Origin of the sequence: Streptomyces sp. NPDC085944, assembly GCF_040686295.1 — a bacterium.
In the GTDB taxonomy this organism is placed as follows: domain Bacteria; phylum Actinomycetota; class Actinomycetes; order Streptomycetales; family Streptomycetaceae; genus Streptomyces; species Streptomyces salinarius.
This window is the reverse complement of record NZ_JBFBJX010000009.1, coordinates 80,734-100,683: the sequence shown is the minus strand read 5'-3', so window position 1 is coordinate 100,683 and position 19,950 is coordinate 80,734. Positions and strand designations below refer to the sequence as shown.

Genomic DNA, 19,950 nt, shown 5'->3' with positions numbered 1-19,950 from the left:
TTCCTTCCGCTCGGGCGCACCGGGCGCTCAGTCGTTTCCCGCGCCGCGGCGGTAGGACAGGACGGCGTAGGCACCGAACGCCAGCAGCCATCCCGCGAGGACGAGGATTCCACCTGCGGGCGGTGCCTGCCCCGTGGCCACCGAAGTGCCCAGCTGCGCGAAGCGGTTGGCCGGTGTGTACGACGACACCGTGCGCAGCCACTCCGGGAACAGCGCCAGCGGGAACCACAGGCCCCCGATCACCGCGAGGCCCAGGTTGGCCACCATGTTCGCCACGCCCGTGGTCTGCCCGGTCAGCCGGTAGCCGTTGCCGAGGCCCAGCAGCGTGAACGGTACCGACCCGAGCCACAGCAGCAGCGCCAGCGCCGCCCACTGCCAGGCGTCCAGCCGTACGCCGTTGACCAGGCCGCCCGCGCCGAGGACCGCGGCGATCGCGGGCAGCACGGTGACGGAGGCGGTCAGGGCGCGGCCCGCGACCACCTGGTGCGGGGGCATCGGAGTCACCCTCAGCTGCCGCAGCCAGCCGATCGCGCGGTCCTCGGCGACCCCGCCGCCGGTGTTCAGGGCCGAGCCCACCGCGCCGTACGCGGCCATGCCGACCATCGCGCCCGTCTTCCACCCGCCCGCGTCACCCCCCAGGTTGGTGAAGAGCAGATACATCAGGACCGGCATGGCGATGCCGCCGATGACGAAGCCGGGATCGCGCAGCGTACGGCGCGTCTCCAACCGCAGGTAGTCCATCGTCCCGCCCTTCATCGCACGCTCTCCTTCGTCTTCGTCGTCAGGGCCAGGAAGGCGTCGTCCAGGGACGCCGGGGAGACCTCCAGGCCGCGAATCGCGCCGAGTTCCGCGAGGGCGATCACGGTCGCGTCGGAGTCGTCGGTGCGCAGCAGCGCACGGTCCCCGCGCACCTCCAGCGAGCGGACCCCGGGCAGCAGCGTCAGGTCGTCGGTGGGCCGGCCGGCCAGGGCGAAGGAGACGCGGCTGCCGCCCGCCGCCCGGCGCAACTCGTCGCCGGTGCCGTCCGCGACGACGCGGCCCCGGTCGACGAACAGGATCCGGTCGGCGTGCGCGTCGGCCTCCTCCAGGTAGTGCGTGGAGAAGAGGACCGTGCTGCCACCCCGGGTGTAGGCCCGCATCGACTGCCAGAAGGCGTGCCGGGCCTCCACGTCCAGGGCCGCCGTCGGCTCGTCCAGGACCAGCAGGTCGGGGCGGCCGGCCAGCGCGAGGGCGAACCGCACCCGCTGGACCTGGCCGCCGGACAGCCGGTCCACGCGCCGCCCGGCCAGCGCGGCGATCCCCGCCAGCTCCAGGGCCTGCCCGACGGGCATCGGCGCCGGATAGCGGCCGGCCACGAAGGCGACCAGCTCGCCCACGGTCACCCGGGGGACCGCCCGCGCCTCCTGGAGCATGGCCCCCACCCGGCCGGTGCGCACGGCGCCCTCCGGCGGACCGCCGAACAGCTCCACCGTGCCCGCGTCGGGCGCGCGCAGACCGAGCAGCAGCGCGATCGCCGTCGACTTGCCCGCGCCGTTGCGGCCGAGCAGCGCGACGGTCTCGCCGCGCTCGATGCGCAGGTCCATGCCGTCGACGGCGCGGACGTCGCCGTACGCCTTGGCCGCTCCCGCGAAGGAGACGGCGGGGGTGGTGCCCTCTGTCGGTGTCATGCCGATGACGCTACGGAGCCGGCGGGGGCGTCGGCAGATGCGGTTGTCCGGAGATCGGCAGGACAAATGTCATGGGCGGCGGGCTTCCCGTACGGTGACCGGGACAGCAGGGACGCGTGGGAGACGAGCCGGGAGAGCCATGCCCATCGACGCAGCCGGGGCGCTCGCCGCCGCGCCCCGGGTCCGCGAGATCGCCTGGGACCACAAGGACGTCCAGCTCTACCACCTCGGCATCGGCGCGGGCCGGCCCGCCACCGACCCCGGCGAGCTGCGCTACACCCTGGAGTCCCGGCTGCACGTGTTGCCGAGCTTCGCGACGGTGGCCGGCGGCGGGGCCCCGGGAGTGATCGGCACCCTGTCCGTGCCCGGCGTCGACGTCGACCTCGCCCGCGTCCTGCACGCCGGGCAGCGGCTGCGGCTGCACCGGCCCGCCGTCCCGGTGCGGGGCAGGGCGAGAGCGTCCTCGCACGTCGTCGCCGTGTACGACAAGGGCAGCGCGGCCGTCCTCGTCCTGCGCACCGAGGTCACCGACGCCGACGGACCGCTGTGGACCGAGGAGGCCGAGGTCTTCGTCCGCGGGGAAGGTGGCTGGGGCGGTGAGAGGGGCCCGTCCGGACGCCCCTCGCCACCGCCCGCCGAGCCGGCGGACCACGTCGTCGAACGCGCCGTGCGCGAGGACCAGGCCCTGCTCTACCGGCTCTCCGGCGACTGGAACCCCCTGCACGCCGACCCGGAGTTCGCCGCGCGCGCCGGCTTCGAGCGGCCCGTGCTCCACGGACTGTGCACGTACGGCGCCACGCTCAGGACGGTCGTCGACACGCTGCTGGACGGCGACGTGACCCGGGTGCGCGCGTACCGCACGCGGTTCGCGGGGGTGGTGTACCCGGGGGAGACGCTGCGGGTGCGGATGTGGCGGACCGCCCGGCCGGACGGCGGTGGGGCGGACGGCGGCGGGGCGGGGGAGGTGCGGGTGGCCGTGAGCGTCGTCGAGCGCGGTGACGCGCCTGTTCTCGCCGAAACCGTCGTCCAGTACGGCTGACGACGGGTCGCGGGTCGGGTCACGGGTCACGGGTCACGGATTACGGATTACGGGTCACGGGTTACGACAACGGCCCCGTCCGTCGGATGCGACGAACGGGGCCGGAGCCGCGTGCTTTCGTGTGTGCCGTGTCCGTGCCGTCAGGCGGCCGTCCCGGACTCCTCGGCAGGCTTGCGGTGGCGTCCCTGTGGGGTCGCCTCGCCCTCCTGGCTGGAAACCGGCCCACGGTGCTTGCCGTGACCGGTGTCGATCCCGGAAACGTCGGCACCGGCGGCCTGCATCGGCTGGGTCGTGCTGGCGTCGTTCATCGGAAGGAATTCACCCCGTCAACATGATCTTTCCTACAGCCGGGCGAGTCTAACCGGCACACCTCGGGACGGATCCAGGCGGCCACGCCAACCGGCACTACTTCGTTACAAGCCGTGCCAGCGGGGCCTGTTGCAGCGGTACGGGGCGCGGCTGGGCGGGGGCGGGAGCGTCCGCCGTACCGGGGTCGCCGCCGGACTCGCCCGGAGCCGCTCCCTCCGGATTCCCGGGCCGCTCGCCGTCCGCGCCGCTGGCGCCACCCGCACCGCCAGTGCCGTCGGCACCGCCAGTGCCGGCCGCACCGTTGGTGCCACCCGCACCGTTCATGTGACCTGCACCGTCCGCGCCGTTCGTGCCGTCCGCGCCGCCCGCGTCGGCGGTGTCCGGTGCGAGCAGCCGGGCCACCCCGCACGGCGACCGCGGTGTGGAGCAGGGCAGCCGCAGCTCCCCGTCCGGCGTCCACAGCCCGGCCCCCGTCAACCACCCCTGCGGCGCCGGAAGATGACGCACCCGCCGTTCGGCGGGCCGCCACACCCCGACCCAGCTGCCGAACGCGCCGTCCACGCGCAGGGCCACCGCGCAGCGTTCCGGGGTCAGCACCTGCCCCGGCTGGACGGCGAACGGTGTCACGACGCAGTCCGGCATCCGCAGGCACTCCGGGAAGCGCACCGGCAGCGTGCTGCCCAGCACGCCCCAGCCGAGCCGCTCCCGCCCCGGCGAAGGGGCGTCCGAGCCGATGAGCACCAGCCCGCTGTCGGGGTCGGCCAGCAGCAGCCGGTCGTCGCTGTCCGGGGCGATCTGCAGCAACGGCGACACCTCGCCGTCCCCCTCCAGGTCCACGACGACCGCCTTGGTGCGCCCGCCGGTCTCCCGGTCCAGCGCCAGCATCCGCCCCGCGCGGTCCAGCCAGGCCCCGCCCGAGCAGCGGCCGGGGATCTCGGCCACCCGCTCCGGCCCGAAGGCGCCGCCCGCGATCTGCCACAGCACCGTCGCACGCGGACCGGCCGCGAGGGCGTACGCCCGCTCGCCGCCCGGAACCGGCGGCAGCAGCCGCAGCCCCGTGCCGTCGGCCGGGCACTCGACCGCGCCGAGCGGCAGCTCGCCGGTGCCGGGCCCGGTCGGGTACAGCAGCGCGAAAAGGTGCCGGCCGGCCGCCACCCGGTGGACCAGGACCCGCCCGTCGCCCATCGGCTGCACCTCGGTGCCGGGCTCCTCGGGCTGGTTGCCCGGCAGCGGCACCGCGTACGGCTCGGGACCGTCCAGGGTCCAGCGCTCGGGGTACCAGGCCGCACCGCCGCCACCGCCGCTCCGGGCGAGACGCGCGGCGTAGGCACCCTCCGCGGTGATGCTGCAACCCACCAGCGGGACCCCGCCGTCGCCGGGGTCCGCCGAGGGCTCGATCGCACAGGCCGTCATCGTTCGGTCACCTCCGGCGACGAAGCTAGTTTTCGCACGCACGGGCGTGGGACCGACGCCGGTCCCCATCACACATACGTGTGTCACAGGAACGATTCGCCTGAGGGAAGGGCACGGTGTGTGCTGGGCCGGACCGGACGGCGGGTGCCGCAGAGGGGCGCGGACGAGGGGTGCGGCAGAGGGGTGCGGCTGCGGGTACAACGGCGCAGAACCTCCAGGTAGCCTTGCACGCGTGCCCCGTCTGTCAGAAGTCATCGCCGCGCTGGACAACCTGTGGCCCGCCGAGCGGGCCGAGTCCTGGGACGCGGTCGGCACCGTCGTGGGCGACCCCGACCAGGAGGTCACGCGGGTCCTGTTCGCGGTGGACCCCGTCCAGGAGATCGTCGACGAGGCGGTGAAGCTCGGCGCCGACCTGCTCGTCACCCACCACCCGCTGTATCTGCGCGGGACGACGACGGTCGCGGCGTCCACCTTCAAGGGCCGCGCGGTGCACACCCTGATCAAGAACGACATCGCCCTGCACGTCGCCCACACCAACGCCGACACCGCCGACCCGGGCGTCTCCGACGCGCTGGCCGGCGCCCTCGACCTGAACGTCGTACGGCCCCTGGTGCCGGACCCGAGTGACCCCGAGGGGCGCCGCGGTCTGGGCCGGGTGTGCGAGCTGCGGCATCCGCTGACGGTGCGCGAGCTGGCCGCCCGCGCCGCCGAGCGGCTGCCCGCCACGGTGCAGGGCATCCGCGTCGCCGGCGACCCGGACGCGACCGTCCGCACGGTCGCCGTCAGCGGCGGCTCCGGCGACAGCCTCTTCGACCACGTACGGGCGGCGGGCGTCGACGCCTTCCTCACCGCGGACCTCCGCCACCACCCGGTCTCGGAAGCCCGCGCCCACAGCCCCCTCGCGCTGCTCGACGCGGCACACTGGGCCACCGAGTGGCCCTGGTGCGAGCTGGGCGCCGCCCAGCTCGACGAGATCTCCGACCGCAACGGCTGGGACCTCAGGGTCCATGTCTCCAAGACGGTCACCGACCCCTGGACCGCCCACGCGGCGTCCGCCCCGACCTCTAGCGCAATGGGAGCCCCCAACTGAAAGCCGCGCCCGCCGACCAGATCCGCCTCCTCGACGTCCAGGGCCTCGACACGCGGCTCCAGCAGCTCGCGCACAAGCGCCGGTCCCTGCCCGAGCACGCCGAGATCGAGTCGCTGACCAAGGACCACACCCAGCTGCGCGACCTGCTCGTGGCCGCGCAGACCGAGGAGAGCGACTGCGCCCGCGAGCAGACCAAGGCCGAGCAGGACGTGGACCAGGTGCGCCAGCGCGCCGGCCGCGACCAGCAGCGCCTGGACTCCGGCGCCGTCACCTCCCCGAAGGACCTGGAGAACCTCCAGCGCGAGATCGCCTCCCTCGCCAAGCGCCAGGGCGACCTCGAGGACGTCGTCCTGGAGGTGATGGAGCGCCGCGAGTCCGCGCAGGAGCGGGTCGCCGAGCTGACCGAGCGGGTCGGCGCGGTCCAGGGCAAGATCGACGACGCCACCGCGCGCCGCGACGCGGCCGTCGAGGAGCTGGACGGCGAGGCGGCCTCGGTGACCAAGGAGCGCGAGGTCGTCGCGGGCTCCGTCCCCGAGGACCTGCTCAAGCTCTACGACAAGCTGCGCGAGCAGCAGGGCGGCGTCGGCGCGGCCAAGCTGTACCAGCGCAGCTGCCAGGGGTGCCGCCAGGAGCTGGCCATCACCGAGCTGAGCGAGATCCGGGCGGCGGCGCCCGACACGGTCGTCCGCTGCGAGAACTGCCGCCGCATCCTGGTGCGCACGGCCGACTCCGGGCTGTAGGGCCGGTCCGGTGGCCGACCAGGCGGAGCGTCCGGTCGTGGGACCCGCGCGGGAGTTCGTCGTCGAGGCCGACGGCGGGTCACGGGGCAACCCCGGGCCCGCCGGCTACGGCGCGGTGGTGCTGGACGCGGCGACCGGGGAGACCCTGGTGGAGGCCGCCGAGTACCTCGGGGTCGTCACCAACAACGTCGCCGAGTACCGGGGCCTGCTGGCCGGCCTGCGCGCGGCGAAGGAGCTGGACCCGGACGCCCGCGTGCACGTCCGCATGGACTCCAAGCTCGTCGTCGAGCAGATGTCGGGCCGCTGGAAGATCAAGCATCCCGACATGAAGCCTCTGGCGACCGAGGCGGCCCGGGTCTTCCCGCCCGGCCGTGTGACGTACGAGTGGATTCCCCGCGCGGACAACAAGCACGCCGACCGCCTGGCCAACGAGGCGATGGACGCGGGTGCACGCGGCGAGCAGTGGTCGCCGTCCGAGTCGACGGCGGAGCTCGACGCCGCGTCCGGCGCGGCCACCGCCGGCGTGGGGTCACGGACGGCCGCCGACACCGACGTCCGTGCCGCGAAGGCCGTGGCCTCGCCCGGCTGGGGACCCCCCGACATGGGCGCCCCCGCCACCTTCGTCCTCCTGCGGCACGGGGAGACGCCGCTCACCCCGCAGAAGCGGTTCTCCGGGAGCGGGGGCAGTGATCCGTCCCTGTCGGCCGTCGGCCGGGAGCAGGCCGAGAAGGTCGCCGAGAGCCTCGCCCGGCGCGGCACGATCGAGGCGGTCGTCGCCTCACCCCTGGCCCGCACCCGCGAGACCGCCGGCATCGTCGCCGCCCGCCTCGGCCGGGAGGTGGCGGTCGAGGAGGGGCTGCGGGAGACCGACTTCGGAGCGTGGGAGGGGCTCACCTTCGGCGAGGTGCGCGAGCACTACCCCGCCGACCTGGACGCCTGGCTGGCCTCCCCGGACGCGGAACCCACCGGCGGCGGCGAGAGCTTCGCGGCCACCGGCGCCCGGATCGCCGCCACCCGCGACAAGCTGGTCGCGGCGTACGCGGGCCGCACGGTACTGCTGGTCTCCCATGTGACGCCGATCAAGACCTTCCTGCAACTGGCCCTGGGCGCCCCGCCCGAGTCGCTGTTCCGGATGGAACTGTCGGCGGCGTCCCTGTCGGCGGTGGCGTACTACGCGGACGGCGGCGCCAGCGTGCGCCTGTTCAACGAGACGTCCCACCTGCGCTGAGCAGTCCGGCCGCCTCGCGGGCGAGCCGCTCCACGCGCGCCCAGTCGCGGTCGGCCACCGCGTCCTTGGGCAGCATCCAACTGCCGCCCACACACCCGACGTTGGGAAGCGCCAGGTACTTTGGAGCGGAGGCCGGCGTAATGCCGCCGGTCGGGCAGAAGCGCGCCTGCGGCAGGGGCGCGGCGAGCGCCTTGAGATACGCGGTGCCGCCCGCCGCCTCGGCCGGGAAGAACTTCATCTCCCGCACCCCGCGCTCCAGCAGCGCCACCACCTCCGAGGTGGTCGACACCCCCGGCAGGAACGGCACCCCGGACCCCCGCATCGCCTCCAGCAGTACGTCCGTCCACCCCGGGCTGACCAGGAACCGCGCTCCGGCCGCCACGACCTCCCCGACCTGCTCCGCCGTGATGACGGTGCCCGCGCCGACCACCGCGTCCGGCACCTCGGCGGCGATCGCCCGGATCGCGTCGAGGGCGACCGGCGTCCGCAGCGTCACCTCGATCGCGGGCAGCCCCCCGGCGACGAGCGCCCTGGCGAGCGGCACGACCTCGGCGAGGTCGTCGACGACCACGACGGGGACGACGGGCGCGAGATCCAGCACCGAGGCGGCGGGGGAGGAGGGCAGCGGAGAACTCATGCCCTCATCGTGCCGCCGAAACGCACGCTCTGCAATCGCCGTTGCAAGACATGCAACGGCGGTCGGTGATTGGCGAGGTCAGTGCACCTCGTCCACGAGCACGTCCAGCGACCACGGCTTCCCGGCCTTCGCGGGCCGCTCCGCCTCCACCTCGTAGCCGAGGGCACGCAGCGCGTCCACCAGCTCGGCCGGCCCCTCGGGCGAGGTGCCGGACGCCAGCAGACTCCGCACGATCCGCCCCTTGGTCGCCTTGTTGAAGTGGCTGACCACCTTCCGGGTCGGCGCGTGCAGCACCCGCACGGTCGCCGTCCGCGAGGCGACCTCGCCCTTCGCCTTCCAGGCCGCCGCGTACGCCGCCGAACGCAGGTCGAGGACGAGCCCGCTCCCGGCCGCCTCCGGCAGCACCTCGGCCATCGGCACCCGCCAGTGCGTGCCCAGCGCCCCGACGCCGGGGAGCTTCACGCCCATCGAGCACCGGTAGGAGGGAATCCGGTCGGTCACCCGCACGGCACCCCACAACCCGGAGAACACCAGCAGCGACCTGGCCGCCCTCCGCTTGGCGGCGGCATCCAGCGAGGCCAGGTCCAGGGCGTCGTACAGCACCCCGGTGTAGATCTCCCCGGCCGGACGGGCACCCGCGGTCAGCAGCTCCGCGTTCTTGGCGACCTCGCCGCGCAGCCCCTCGCTCAGCCCGAGCACCTCGCGCGCCTTCTCCTCGTCACCGGCGCACAGCCCGACCAGCTCGCCGAGGACGGCCTCCCGGGCCGTGGTGAGCGCCGGCAGGGACAGTGACCCGGTCTTCAGCGGGGCACCCCGGCCGGACGCGGCCTTCCCCTCGGACGGCGGCAGCAGGACAAGCACACGTACTCCTTCACTTCGCGAGCCCCCGGGCTCCCGATCAGGGTACGGCGTGCCCCTCCCGCGCCCGCTCGACGGCCCGTACGAGCGCCCCGGGGTCCTCGGCATGGCACCGCACCACCCGCACCTCCCGCCGGCGCCCGAAGAAGGAGACGTGGGTGACGGGCCCGGCGAGTTCGACGGTGACGGAGGTCTGGGACCCTACGGCGAGGTTCAGCTCCCCGTCCCTCGGCTCGTGCGTCGTACGCAGCTCACGCCGGACGGAGGCGATCCGCTCCAGCGGTATCCGCACGTCGACGTGGACGGCCCGCCGAATGCGCAGCGTCCCGGCGTCCGGGTCCAGGACGTGCGGTCGGACCACGGACGCGGCGTGCAGCCCGATCACGATCACCACGGTGTACACGTCCAGCACCAGCACCACGTGGTGCACGGCGGGCCAGTCCCGCAGCAGCACGGACATCATCACGGACTCGACGACACACACGAAGGCGAACCCGCCCATCATCGCGCCCTGCCCCCGCGCGTACCCGAAGACGGCGCCGCCGCCCGCCGCCCCGTGGGTCCGCCGCACCGCCCACAGCCACAGGCTCGCCAGCAGCCGCAGCTCGTGCCGTACGAGCAGGTGCGCAACCGCTGCGAGACCGGTGCCCCTCATGACCGCCGTCCCCGGGCGGCGATCTCCATGGCCTGCCGGACCGCCTCCGCCTGGGCCGGCGCGAAGTCGGCGTACAGGGCGCGCAGGAGGCCGTGGCCGTTGTCGAGGTCGAAGCCCTCCTCGGGCAGCAGCTCGGCGGGCACGGAGTCGGCGAGGACGCGGGCCGCCTCGGCCACGCGGGGGTCGTCGGCGTCGGCGTCGGCCAGCTCGTCGAGCAGCGCATAGGTACGGCGGGCCCGTGTCGCCGCCTCCGGCGAACCCAGGGCACCGCGCATCGCCTCCAGCAGCCCCGCCCGCTCCTCCGGCGCGACGGTGCTCTCCAGCAGCACCAGCATCTCCCGGTCCCGCAGGGCCATCGGCGAGCCGGACATGTCCCCGATCCCGGCGAACAGCTCGGCCAGCTCCGGCGACACCGGCCCCTCGGCCGGTATCCCGCCCTCCGCCTCCAGCAGCTCGCGCAACCGCGCCCGGCGGTCCCGGATCGCCGCCTCCTGACGCGCGAGATCCGCGTCCAGTTCCTCCAGCACCTCGGCGAGGTCCTTCCCGGCCTCTTCCGCGAGCACGTCCCGCACCTCCGAGAGCCCGAGCCCCAACTCGGTCAGCCGCCTGATCCGGGCCAGCACGACGACATGCCGCAACGTGTACGTCCGATACCCGTTGGCCAGCCGCTCCGGCTCGGGCAGCAGGCCCTGATGGTGGTAGTGCCGCACGGTCCGCGTGGTGACGCCGACGGCACCGGCGAGTTCTCCGATCCGCATGACCCCAGTAGAAACGTTGACGTTGCGACAGGGTCAAGCGCGGCGGTTCGCCTCCCGGACACCGACGCCGATCCTGTGCCGCGATCGAGGGAGCGGTTCCCGATCTCTCGGACAGGTGATCAGCCGATGCCCCAGCCTGGCGAGCGACCGAAGGAGGGGCGTGACATGACTGCCATGGCACACGAACCGATCACGCGGGACCTCTTGCTGGAGTGGTTTCTCGACCTGGACACCCCGGAGGGGTTCCGGGCGGAGCTGATCGAGGGGGAGATCGTCGTGACACCGCCGCCGGACGGGGACCACGAAGACTACATCGGGCTGATGGTGAGCCAGGTGCACCGGCGGTCCGTCACCGACATGCAGTTCTCCGGCAACAAGGGCCTCAAGCTGGGGAACGCCGACGGACTCATGGCGGACCATGTGATCCCCGACGGCACGTTTGCGCCCAGAAGGTCCAGGCTCTACCGGGGGGCCGAGCCCTGGACGCCTTGCGACGGTGTCTCACTGGTGCTGGAGGTGCCTTCCGGCAAGCCCGAGGCCGACCGCGAGGCCAAACGCCGTGCCTGTGCGCGCGGCGATATCCCGTTCCACCTGTTCGTCGACCGCCAGGAGTCGTCGATCACGCTGTTCAGCGATCCGGGCCACGACGACTACCGACAGCACTGCACCGTCGCCTTCGGAAAGTCGCTGACCCTCGCCGCCCCCTTCTCCTTCGACCTGGACACCACCGACTTCCTCTGAGCCCGTCGGACGGCCACCCCCGCGCCCGGTACCATGGTCCGCACGGCAGACGAGCCGGGCGGGCGGCCGCGTGGAGTCCCTCACGGGACTTCCCGAGGAACGTCCGGGCTCCACAGGGCAGGGTGATGGCTAACGGCCACCCGGGGTGACCCGCGGGACAGTGCCACAGAAAGCAGACCGCCGGAGGCTTCGGCCCCCGGTAAGGGTGAAACGGTGGTGTAAGAGACCACCAGTGCCCAGGGCGACCTGGGCAGCTAGGTAAACCCCACCCGGAGCAAGGTCAAGAGGAGCGCCGTAAAACGCGCTCTGCGCGGACGATCGAGGGCTGCCCGCCCGAGTCCGCGGGTAGACCGCTGGAGGCCGGTGGCAACGCCGGCCCTAGATGGATGGCCGTCGCCGACGGGACCGCGAGGCCCCGTCGGAACAGAACCCGGCGTACAGCCCGACTCGTCTGCCGCCACCTGCGGCTTTGCCTTGGAAAGGGCCTCTGATCTGGGACGGAGGCTCTTTCCGGTCTTTCGGGGGCTTGCCGCGTTACGCGGCGGAAAGTCCCTCGGGAGTCCCTCGGACAGGGCTGAAAGTCCCTGAAAAGTCCCTGGAGCGGAGGGCGGACGACGCCTCTGAGCTGGGTGTTCGCGACAGCCGTCGGAGCGTGACGCTGACGTCGCAGACTTCGGGGTGATCCTGGACAGGGGGGAATTACGCGGCCTCGACGTTGTCGGTCGTGGCGGTCCGTGCCGCTGTGCATGAGGACGCGGCGCCCAGTGGGTCTGCACACGGTAATTTGAAGTGGGTCTTCGGGCACCGGCTTTCTATGCTGGCGTACTCGGAGAACGGGGGGCCAAGGTGGGCAGGGGTCGGAAGAAGATCGGACGGACACCTCCTCAAGGGTTGGGCCGACGACTCGCAGGTATGGACATGGCGAGTATGCGGGCTCTGCTTACTGCAGCGGGCGCCAGTCCCGGAACCCGGCACAGATGGGCGTCGGTCGGCTACCTCCTTCAGCGGCTGCTGGCTGCGCCGCCAACCGGGCGGTCTTCCGCTAAGGCTGTGGCCGTGGGCGGGCTACTGGACGCGTGTCGCCGGGAGGCGCCTTGGCTGGCTGGACTGGAAGACTTCATTCCGGCGGATCCTCGTCAGGTTGTGCGCGCGCGGCTCGAGGACGAGGTGCTGCGGCTGGCTCCGGGGCAGGTGGAGAGGCCGGTGGCCGACGTCACGCGGTGGAAGACGGTGGCCCAGGCGACGGACTCGGTCTTGGTGCCCGAGCTGGGGTTCGGGATCTCCGAATACGTCGAGGTGGGGTTGCGGTACGCCGATCTTGCCATTGGGGCACTGGCTGCATCGTGGCCCGATGGGGACGTGCCGACAGAGGGTCCTGCAACGTTGAGTGACCAGGAACTCGCGGCGGCGCAGGTGCTTCTGAGCATGCCAGTGGACGCGATGGTCGCCCCCTCCGAGACACTGCGGGCAGCGCTCGACTGGGCTACCGCACAGCAGGGAGAGCCGATTTACGATCCCCATTCCCCGCAGAGTACGTTTGGCAGGTACCTGGCCGTTTCCCATCAGCAGTCCGACGGTGGCGCAGCGAGGTTCTGGCTGCCGCTCGGCTTCCTGCCCGAAAGCCTGGGGCAGGGCGTCGTTGATCTCGCTCGGCACGCTGCCTCGGCGGAAGCGAACGTCAGCCTGCGCTTTGCCCAGCTCACAGCTGAACGTGCACGCCGAGCTCTGTGGCGGTTCTCGGACAAGATTCTCGGCCCCCCTGACACAAGCACCGGCCCGGCTGTCTCCCCCCGCGACGTTGTGCAGTGGGTGGTGATGTTCGGCCCCGCCAGGGCGTTGCTGGTACAGCTCTTCACGCGCCCTCATCTGACGGATGCTCCCTTCCGGGAGGATCCAGTAGTACTGCGGATCAGCGAGCGTGCCCGTGCCCATCCGGACGAAGAGGTTCGTGTGCCGCTGCCCGGTGGGTCCCTGACCCTTCCCGCAGGGACGGAGGTTGTTCCGCTTATCCTCGTCGCATCTGCCGGACATCTGGTTGCGCCCCAGCGACCGGGCCTTGCCGCCATGTCCCTTGAGGATCTGCTCTGGGTCTCGACCACCGCCGACAGCGACACGGATCTCTATACCTTTTGCCGTGAGCTTGCCGCGCCGAACAGACCACACATGATCGTCTGGGAGGCGTTTGACCTATGGGAGTGGTGGCGCGGCAACAACAAGACGTTCTTCAGTGGCGGCAGGGCCCCGGACGTTATGATGGTCAGTCCTCACCACAGCGCCGCTGAGTGGGAACGCGGCGAGCGCCTGCAGGAGCTGGAGCAGGCGCTGGCCTTGCTCGCCCTGCCGGGCATCGACTCCTGGGATGCCTTGGACCCTATCGGGCAGGGCCCATACGGGATCTACGAGTGGCACCGAGCGCATGCGGATGAGCGGTCGGATGAGGTAACCCAGTTGCCAGACCACGACCGCCCTGACCTGTACGGCTGGCGGATCCGGGCCGGCACCCCAGCTGTGGCCGTACGTTCCGCGCACCCGGCTTGGAGCGACGACCATCACCGACTTCTCCACGACCTCGCAGGCTCGTACGCCTTCGGCTTCGAGCAGGTGAATGATGCGTGGAATGCGGCGCATGACGAAGCCTCGCCGGTCGGCTACGTCCTCGAAATGCGGCCCGTTACGCCGGACGAACGTGATCGCGCCGAATCCATCCGGGTCGGATCCGTCGAAGCACAGTCCAGTGCGTACGGCCGCGTGATCCATGCAGAGTTCCTCGTCGACTGTGAGTTGCTCGCCGAGCAGACCGATCATGACGCCGCAACTACGCGGGATGTCATGGCGCAGACGATCAAGTCTGTTCTGGAACAGAGTGATCTGCCGCCGAGGACGGTCGACACGGTGGCAACGGCCTGGCACACTGCTTCGCCCACACTTGCGATCCGCATCATGACGGCGCCGGTAAGCCGTCCACACCTTGCCCACCCGTGGCAGGTAGACGCCCACCTGGTGGGCATGGTGGACCAAGAGGTGGCCAGTGCTGTGCAGGCAGCGGGCGTCGCACCCGGAACATACGTGGGCACACATGCCAAAGAGCTTGACCGTGATGTGCTGGCACCAGCCGCGTTGGACGCTCTGAACCGTCGCCTCGCCCAACACTCCTCCGACGACCTTGTCACCATCGGGATGCAACAGATCGAACGCACCTTGGCGACGAAGAACCAACGATTCCGCGATCTCGAACAGTCCTCCCGCCTTCTCTCGGTGGCCTGGGACCCACTGGAGCGCCAGGCAGAACTTGAGCAAGAACATCTGTGGCTGAGGCGGAGCAACGAAATCGCGATCGAAGCAGCCCTGCGCGCTCAGCCCACTGGAAACCGCCGCGTGGATCAGTACGCATGGATGGAGATCACCGCTGCGGCCGCCGCCTATCTGGCCGCGACGATGCGGAGCGAAGCGATCCATCATCAAGTTCGCCCCACCGCACTGAGAATCAGCGATGCATATGAGATCACTGAGATCACCGTGGTGACCGACCTGGCCGATGCCGATGCCGATGCCGATGCCGATGCCGATGCCGATGCCGAGTCGGGAAGCGCGGGCTCCCGGGTGTTCGATCTGGACCTCAGCGCGTTCAGACGGGCACGAGCGGCTCACATGCTCGCGGCTCAGGCGATGTCCGGCAGCCACGATCAGACTGACGAGGTTGACGCACCCGCCGGAGTCGTTGACGAGGTACAGATCGACGAAGTCGTCGATCCAGCTGTTGATGCCGCCATGCTTGCCGCATACGGAGCATCAGTGAGCGATATCTTGCAGGTCCTGTTCTCTTTGGCCCACTGGCCGCTGGAGCCTGACGATCCGGATGCAGTGGCCGTCCCCGCAGACGTCGTACGGCAACATCTGCTCGACACGTTGCGTCTCGCGGAGGAACCTGACGGACATGCCCGTATCGCTGCTGCTCAGGGGGTCCTCACCAGTACATCCTCCGCGCTGCAGGCTGCCGACTGGAAGCCCTGGCATGCGCGCAGCAGGCAGAAACGACTCGTCGTCCAGCCCCTGGCCGAACTCACCGATGGGCGGCTCGTCGTCGGTCCGCAGCTCTGCTACGCGAGTGCAGGTATCTACGGCAACTTCGTGGCCCAAGGAATCCTGCCTTGGACACAGCCTCCGCCCCCGCGCCGGGTGGCAGACGCTTTGGAGGCGGTTCGCGACCGCAAGAACAGAGGCCTCGAGACCGAGGTGGCACAAACGCTTCGGGCAGCTGGCTACGTGGTCGAGGAGCGCATCCGGGAGCAGGATCCGCAGCGCCTGGGGGTCCCCTCGCTTCAGACCGAGATCGATGTGGTCGCTGGGCGCGGGGGCGACTCGGTCATCTGGCTGATCGAGGTGAAGGACCCAGCCGACGTGCACGTGACACCGGAGATCCGACGGCATCTGGACCGTTTCTACGTAGACGACCGAAAACCGTGCTATGCGACGCAACTCCAGCGGAAGCTCGACGACCTCGCACCCTACGCCAACGAGGTGGCGGCGGTCCTCGGCTTGCCGACGTCAGCTGAGCCGCGTGTGGTCAGGGCGATCTTTGTCACCCGTGCGCCGGTGCCGGCGGGATTCGTCGGAGGCCCCTTCACATTCCACCCGTTGAGGGATTTGGCGGCTGCTCTGGACGGCGCCACCAGCCAGCCGCCGGGAGACGCGGACCAGTGACGCGGCCGGACGCTAAATCGCGGCACTCCTTCAAAGCCCCTCCCCGCTCAGCAGGATCGCAGGCATTCCCCGCGTCCAGTCGTCCCCCTTCGCAGCGAACTCGCTGGCTGGGCGGCCTCGCTCCGTGTCTCCACGACACAATTACTGGCCGGTGGTTCCGACCGAGCATGGGTGGCCTTGTTTGCTCACCGCTGCTGCTCGCGGCCATGCCCCTGGCCCCTGGCCCAACCTCCCAGGCCAGGAGAACTCGATCTCAATGGTGCCGACGCAGACGCCCACGGGGCAGGTGGGCGAAGGCACCTTCACAGTCATGCCGAATCGGAGCTCTTTTCACACGATCACGGGCGCGGCAAAGGTGCCCAGTACGGAAGGTAGTTCGCCCAGCCCTCCCGGCAACTAACACCCTCCAGCCAGCGTCGGACATCTGGATAGGGTCGCGGTACCCGAGCCGGAAAGGTAGCCGCATGGACCCCGAGATCGTGATCGCGCAGACGACCAGTGACGACGAGGAGCAGGCGAAGACCCTCGCCAGAGGCGCTGTCGAGAGCAAGCTGGCGGCGGGCGTTCACATCGAGCGCAGCCCGGGCTGGACCGCGAGCCTACGCCTGCTGCAACCCGCCGCATCCACCGAAGAGGTCCCCGCACGGCTGGAGACGCTGGTCGACAGCGCCGCCAGGGCATACCTCGGGCTTGGCCATGCAGCTCCGGTCCTACTCGTCCACGCCGCGACCGCGCCCAACGCCGTACTGCATGTTCTCCCGGCCCTGCCGACAGAGCTGTGGCAGCGGAGCCTGACAGCGGCCTGGGCTGCCACAGCGGCGATCATCGCGACCTACGCACCGACCCAGTCGGCACCAGAAGCGGAGATCCGTGCGCGTCTACCCGAGCTCTCCCGCGAGGATGCGCTGTGCCGGGCAGCAGAGCACGGTGACGAGCACGTCTTGAAGTTCACCGACACCGCCGTCGAGTCCTACGACCGCACGGGCGACCCGGCGTTTCTCGCCACGACCAGCCTGGCTGGCGAGCTCATCGACCGGCCCTGATGCGGCTAGAAGGACGGAGCCAACTGGCGCCCAGGTTGAGTGTCGGCAACGCGAATGTCGGAAAGCGACAGCTCAAGTCCTCACGTCAGGGGAACTTGCCTACATGGTCTCGGGGACCGCCCGCTGCGGTAAACGCGGACCATGCCGTGGGGTCAAGCCCGGCGGAATTCCGCATCTTCTGATAGCCGCGATTACCCATAACGGCCATGGAAGGGCCTCCTTGAGGAGTTGGATCAGCGGTCGCGGGAGTACGCGACGCGGGGGTCAACCGGCCGGACCGCCGATGTGGAGACGGCGGCGGCGGGGACCGGCACCCTGCCCGGGATTCCGGCACGGGCCGGGCTGGCGGCGAGCGCGGCGGCGCTCAACGGAGACGGGCGGGCGGGACCACGACCGCGCTCACGGCCGGCGGTCGGCGTGGCAGCAGGGCGGGGCCGAGCCGTCACCTCTTGAGCGAGGCGGGGCTGCACTGCGACCTGGAGCCCCGAACGGTGCAGGGCCACCGTGGCGGCGGCGACTTTCCCCAGCGCCTCGACGCGATCGGTGGTCGCGGGGAGCGTGTAGATGTCCAGGCTCGAGTTGTGCCGCCAGCCGTCCTCCACCAGCGCCAGCCCGCTGAGGCCGGAGACACGGTCGTCGAAGGCTGCGACGATGCCGAGCTGCGGGTGGTCGGCGAAGGCGACGTCTGGTTCACCGAGCGGACCGCGGTCGCGTACCTGTGCCGTGTCGGGCGCCGATGCAGGGTCAAGTGCGACGTCCACATCGACCTGGTAGCCGGCCTTGCGCAGCAGCTCGATGGCCCGGCTCGTACGGCCGTGTCCGTCACGGTTCTGGTCGGCCAGCGCGTACAACGTCGGCTGGTCGGGGACGGGATTGAAGTCGAATCCCCTGAGCATCCAGGTGCTGGCCGCGAGGTTCTTCGGGTTCGCGGCGACGATGCCGTGGACGGGGTGGTGGCCGAAGGCCAGGTCGGGCAGCACGTCGTAGTGGCTGGGCATGGCAGATCCATCCGAGGCGGGTGCGGTTACAGGTGCGGGCGACGGGCGGATCAGTTCTGAGGGTGCGGTGCACGGAGGACTCCTGGATCGCGGTCGGTCAGAGCCGGGGAGCGGATGAGGAACTGGCCGGCGGCGGCGCGGCCCGCGCGGAAGACTCCGGCGGCGGACCGGTCGGGAGCACGCGCTGGCCGACCGACGGCGAAGAGGCGAGAGCGACCCTCGCCCGGGATGGAGCGGAGTCGGGCGGGAGCACGGTGGCGGCGCGCGCCTCGCCGGAACGTTCCTGCTCCTGGCGTGTCGGTACGCCAAGCTGGTCCAGGCAGGCGTCGACAGCGGAGAGGAGATCCGGCACGCTGCCGCCGTGACGCGCATGCGGACCGTCCGGCTCGGAGTCGTAGATCACCTCGTAGACGGCGGGCTCGGCGGACCGGTGGCGCGTGACCATCCAGCTTTCCGGGGTCTCGGGGTGCTCGGAGGGTGGCTCCTGCGGGGGCGAGATGATCAGCGAACTACCGTCGGGAAGCTCGGCGTGGACGATGTAGTCGCTGAGGCCGTACTCGACGGTGCACTCCAGTCCGCGCTGCCCGAGCGTGGAACAGAGGGCGGACTGAAGGGGGCGCGGATCGGACTCGGCGGTCGGGGGCGGGACGTCGTGGTGCATGGAGTTCTCCGTTGCGAACGCCCCGTCCGACGGTGTGAGCCGCCGGGAGTGTGGGGCTGAAGGAGTGCGGTGGTCCATGAGGATCCGGTGATCGTGCGGTTTGGTGCTGCCGTGACTGCGTGCTAGGGATCACCGAGAGAGACCGGGAGCCGGCGGATGCGGTGCCGGGGCCTTTATGGGTTTCGTCAACCCGTGGGGGATTGGGTTTCGTAGAAGGTTCCGTCGCGAGCATCGCGAAGAGCACGTCGGCTCGTCGTCTGGCGAGGCAGAGCAGAGCTTGGGTGTGGCGCCTTCCCTGAGTGATCTTCTTGTCGTAGTAGGCCCGCGAGACCGGGTCGGCCAGGGCCGCGAAAGCGGACAGGAAGAAGGTTCGTTTGAGCTGCTTGTTTCCCCGACGGGAGGGCTGTTCGCCGCGGATAGCCGAGCCCGAGCTGCGGGTCGTCGGACCGAGTCCGGCGTAAGCGGCGAGGTCCGCTGTGGGCGGGAAACTGCTGCCGTCGCCGACGTGGATGAGGATCCTGGCTCCGGTCCTGACGCCGATACCGGGCATAGCCGTCAGACCTTGGAAAGAGGGTGAGCCTCCAGCAATTCCTCGATTCTCGTGGCGAGGAGTTGCGCTGGTCGAGGACGGCTTGGAGCGAGCTGGCGAGGCTGGGGACGATCAGGGTGGCGGCGTCCATGCCGGGGACGACGACGGTCTGTTCGTCGAGCGCGGTGAAGATGTCCTCGACCAGGCGTTCGGCCATCCTCGGAGCCTTCGGGCGCAGTTGAAGCCGACCTGGGCGTCGGCGGCTACGGCTGTGGGACCGCGGCATCAACGACACCAGCAGCGCCGGCCGCTGGCACAGCAAGCGCTACGGGCACCTCGCCCGAGAAGTCAGGCTCACCCCGCCCGCGCGGGCCGCCAAGTTCGTCGGCCTGTCTCACTGCCCGCTGGCCGACGCCGAAGGCTGGTCGGAGGTGATCGTCACCCTGGACGTCGAGGCCGCCGTCCAGCTCCAAGCCACCGTCAAGTCCGCCGCCCCGTGGCACACCGGCAAGGCCAGCTATTGCTTTCCCATCATCTGCGAGTGCGCGCCCGTCCCCCGCCGCCAGCACGTCACCCCGTTCTTCTTCCGGCAGGGGCCACTGCTGTGCGGGCTGTGCCTAGCCAAGTTCCGGCCCGACGACGACATCGCACTGCCCGCGCAGGCGACCGAGGGCGACGCGTGATCCCCGCCGCGCACTGGACGAAGGGAGGCGCCCCGTCCTGGACGCGAATAGGCCTGGGCTGAGCGGGCCTTCGGGCATACGTCGACCGCCTCGGCCGCAACCTCCTCGAAGGACTGATCGTCCTCAACGATCTCTTCCAACGTGGCATCGTCGTCAAGGCCCTGGACGGCTCGCCACCAGCGAGCACACCGAACGCTCAC

The 19,950-nt window shown here is 71.1% G+C and carries 18 protein-coding genes, 1 other RNA gene and 1 pseudogene; 9 read left to right on the top strand and 11 right to left on the bottom strand.

The features are described 5' to 3' along the window. Nucleotides 1-27 precede the first annotated feature (27 nt). Both AB0P07_RS19480 and AB0P07_RS19475 read right to left on the bottom strand, forming a co-directional pair. Nucleotides 28-756, bottom strand: a complete 729-nt coding sequence (locus tag AB0P07_RS19480; RefSeq protein ID WP_365552164.1) for an ABC transporter permease — start codon at nt 754-756, stop codon at nt 28-30. Further along, nucleotides 753-1,667 carry an ABC transporter ATP-binding protein gene (locus AB0P07_RS19475; RefSeq protein WP_365552162.1) on the bottom strand — a complete coding sequence of 305 codons (915 nt, stop codon included), beginning with the start codon at nt 1,665-1,667 and terminating at the stop codon, nt 753-755. The genes AB0P07_RS19480 and AB0P07_RS19475 overlap by 4 nt, the downstream gene beginning before the upstream one ends. 139 nt (nt 1,668-1,806) lie before the next feature. On the opposite strand from AB0P07_RS19475, the gene AB0P07_RS19470 reads away from it, so the two are divergent. Continuing rightward, complete coding sequence (locus AB0P07_RS19470) at nt 1,807-2,706, top strand: MaoC/PaaZ C-terminal domain-containing protein (protein ID WP_365552160.1); 900 nt, start codon at nt 1,807-1,809, stop codon at nt 2,704-2,706. 140 nt (nt 2,707-2,846) lie between these two features. On the opposite strand, the gene AB0P07_RS19465 is transcribed toward AB0P07_RS19470, so the two are convergent. Both AB0P07_RS19465 and AB0P07_RS19460 read right to left on the bottom strand, forming a co-directional pair. After that, nucleotides 2,847-3,014, bottom strand: coding sequence for a hypothetical protein (locus tag AB0P07_RS19465; protein WP_365552158.1), 168 nt, complete (start codon nt 3,012-3,014; stop codon nt 2,847-2,849). Nucleotides 3,015-3,111: 97 nt separating this feature from the next. After that, nucleotides 3,112-4,428 carry a hypothetical protein gene (locus AB0P07_RS19460; protein WP_365552157.1) on the bottom strand — a complete coding sequence of 439 codons (1,317 nt, stop codon included), beginning with the start codon at nt 4,426-4,428 and terminating at the stop codon, nt 3,112-3,114. Nucleotides 4,429-4,660: 232 nt separating this feature from the next. Between AB0P07_RS19460 and AB0P07_RS19455 the strand changes: the two genes are divergently transcribed. From AB0P07_RS19455 to AB0P07_RS19445, 3 genes are read left to right on the top strand one after another with little or no spacing between them, the layout of a single operon-like run. Continuing rightward, nucleotides 4,661-5,518, top strand: coding sequence for a Nif3-like dinuclear metal center hexameric protein (locus AB0P07_RS19455; protein ID WP_365552155.1), 858 nt, complete (start codon nt 4,661-4,663; stop codon nt 5,516-5,518). After that, nucleotides 5,515-6,258 (top strand): C4-type zinc ribbon domain-containing protein, encoded by a 744-nt coding sequence (locus AB0P07_RS19450; RefSeq protein ID WP_061445042.1) that lies wholly within the window; start codon nt 5,515-5,517, stop codon nt 6,256-6,258. Before AB0P07_RS19455 ends, AB0P07_RS19450 begins: the two co-directional genes overlap by 4 nt. Nucleotides 6,259-6,268: 10 nt before the next feature. Beyond that, nucleotides 6,269-7,486 (top strand): bifunctional RNase H/acid phosphatase, encoded by a 1,218-nt coding sequence (locus AB0P07_RS19445; RefSeq protein WP_365552153.1) that lies wholly within the window; start codon nt 6,269-6,271, stop codon nt 7,484-7,486. Here the strand turns inward: AB0P07_RS19445 and eda are convergent. The 4 genes from eda to AB0P07_RS19425 all read right to left on the bottom strand — a co-directional run bounded on the left by eda (nt 7,461) and on the right by AB0P07_RS19425 (nt 10,394). Then, complete coding sequence (gene eda / locus AB0P07_RS19440) at nt 7,461-8,123, bottom strand: bifunctional 4-hydroxy-2-oxoglutarate aldolase/2-dehydro-3-deoxy-phosphogluconate aldolase (RefSeq protein WP_365552152.1); 663 nt, start codon at nt 8,121-8,123, stop codon at nt 7,461-7,463. The two genes, AB0P07_RS19445 and eda, sit on opposite strands and share 26 nt — an antisense overlap. A 78-nt stretch (nt 8,124-8,201) precedes the next feature. After that, nucleotides 8,202-8,984, bottom strand: coding sequence for a peroxide stress protein YaaA (gene yaaA / locus AB0P07_RS19435; protein ID WP_365552150.1), 783 nt, complete (start codon nt 8,982-8,984; stop codon nt 8,202-8,204). A gap of 37 nt (nt 8,985-9,021) precedes the next feature. Continuing rightward, a complete protein-coding gene (locus AB0P07_RS19430) occupies nt 9,022-9,636 on the bottom strand; it encodes a hypothetical protein (RefSeq protein WP_365552149.1) in 615 nt (204 codons plus the stop codon). Then, nucleotides 9,633-10,394, bottom strand: a complete 762-nt coding sequence (locus AB0P07_RS19425; RefSeq protein WP_365552148.1) for a MerR family transcriptional regulator — start codon at nt 10,392-10,394, stop codon at nt 9,633-9,635. The genes AB0P07_RS19430 and AB0P07_RS19425 overlap by 4 nt, the downstream gene beginning before the upstream one ends. 174 nt (nt 10,395-10,568) lie before the next feature. Between AB0P07_RS19425 and AB0P07_RS19420 the strand changes: the two genes are divergently transcribed. From AB0P07_RS19420 to AB0P07_RS19405, 4 genes are all read left to right on the top strand, one after another. After that, the gene (locus tag AB0P07_RS19420; RefSeq protein ID WP_365552473.1) at nt 10,569-11,135 is read left to right on the top strand and encodes a Uma2 family endonuclease; all 567 of its coding nucleotides are present in this window, start codon (nt 10,569-10,571) and stop codon (nt 11,133-11,135) included. A 50-nt stretch (nt 11,136-11,185) separates the two neighbouring features. Then, nucleotides 11,186-11,589, top strand: an RNA gene (rnpB, locus tag AB0P07_RS19415) — RNase P RNA component class A. 602 nt (nt 11,590-12,191) lie between these two features. Continuing rightward, the gene (locus tag AB0P07_RS19410; protein WP_365552146.1) at nt 12,192-15,836 is read left to right on the top strand and encodes a hypothetical protein; all 3,645 of its coding nucleotides are present in this window, start codon (nt 12,192-12,194) and stop codon (nt 15,834-15,836) included. A gap of 464 nt (nt 15,837-16,300) precedes the next feature. Further along, nucleotides 16,301-16,879, top strand: a complete 579-nt coding sequence (locus AB0P07_RS19405) for a hypothetical protein (protein ID WP_365552144.1) — start codon at nt 16,301-16,303, stop codon at nt 16,877-16,879. Between the two features lie 233 nt (nt 16,880-17,112). Here the strand turns inward: AB0P07_RS19405 and AB0P07_RS19400 are convergent, their stop codons facing one another. From AB0P07_RS19400 to AB0P07_RS19390, 3 genes and pseudogenes are all read right to left on the bottom strand, one after another. Continuing rightward, nucleotides 17,113-17,877: a hypothetical protein gene (locus AB0P07_RS19400; protein WP_365552142.1), complete on the bottom strand. Its 765-nt coding sequence runs from the start codon at nt 17,875-17,877 to the stop codon at nt 17,113-17,115. A gap of 97 nt (nt 17,878-17,974) precedes the next feature. Beyond that, complete coding sequence (locus AB0P07_RS19395; protein ID WP_365552141.1) at nt 17,975-18,538, bottom strand: hypothetical protein; 564 nt, start codon at nt 18,536-18,538, stop codon at nt 17,975-17,977. Between the two features lie 185 nt (nt 18,539-18,723). Next, a pseudogene (locus AB0P07_RS19390) lies at nt 18,724-19,293 on the bottom strand (transposase); the annotation flags it as partial. 205 nt (nt 19,294-19,498) lie between these two features. Between AB0P07_RS19390 and AB0P07_RS19385 the strand changes: the two are divergent. Next, nucleotides 19,499-19,750, top strand: a complete 252-nt coding sequence (locus tag AB0P07_RS19385; RefSeq protein ID WP_350889788.1) for a hypothetical protein — start codon at nt 19,499-19,501, stop codon at nt 19,748-19,750. Nucleotides 19,751-19,950: the final 200 nt, after the last annotated feature.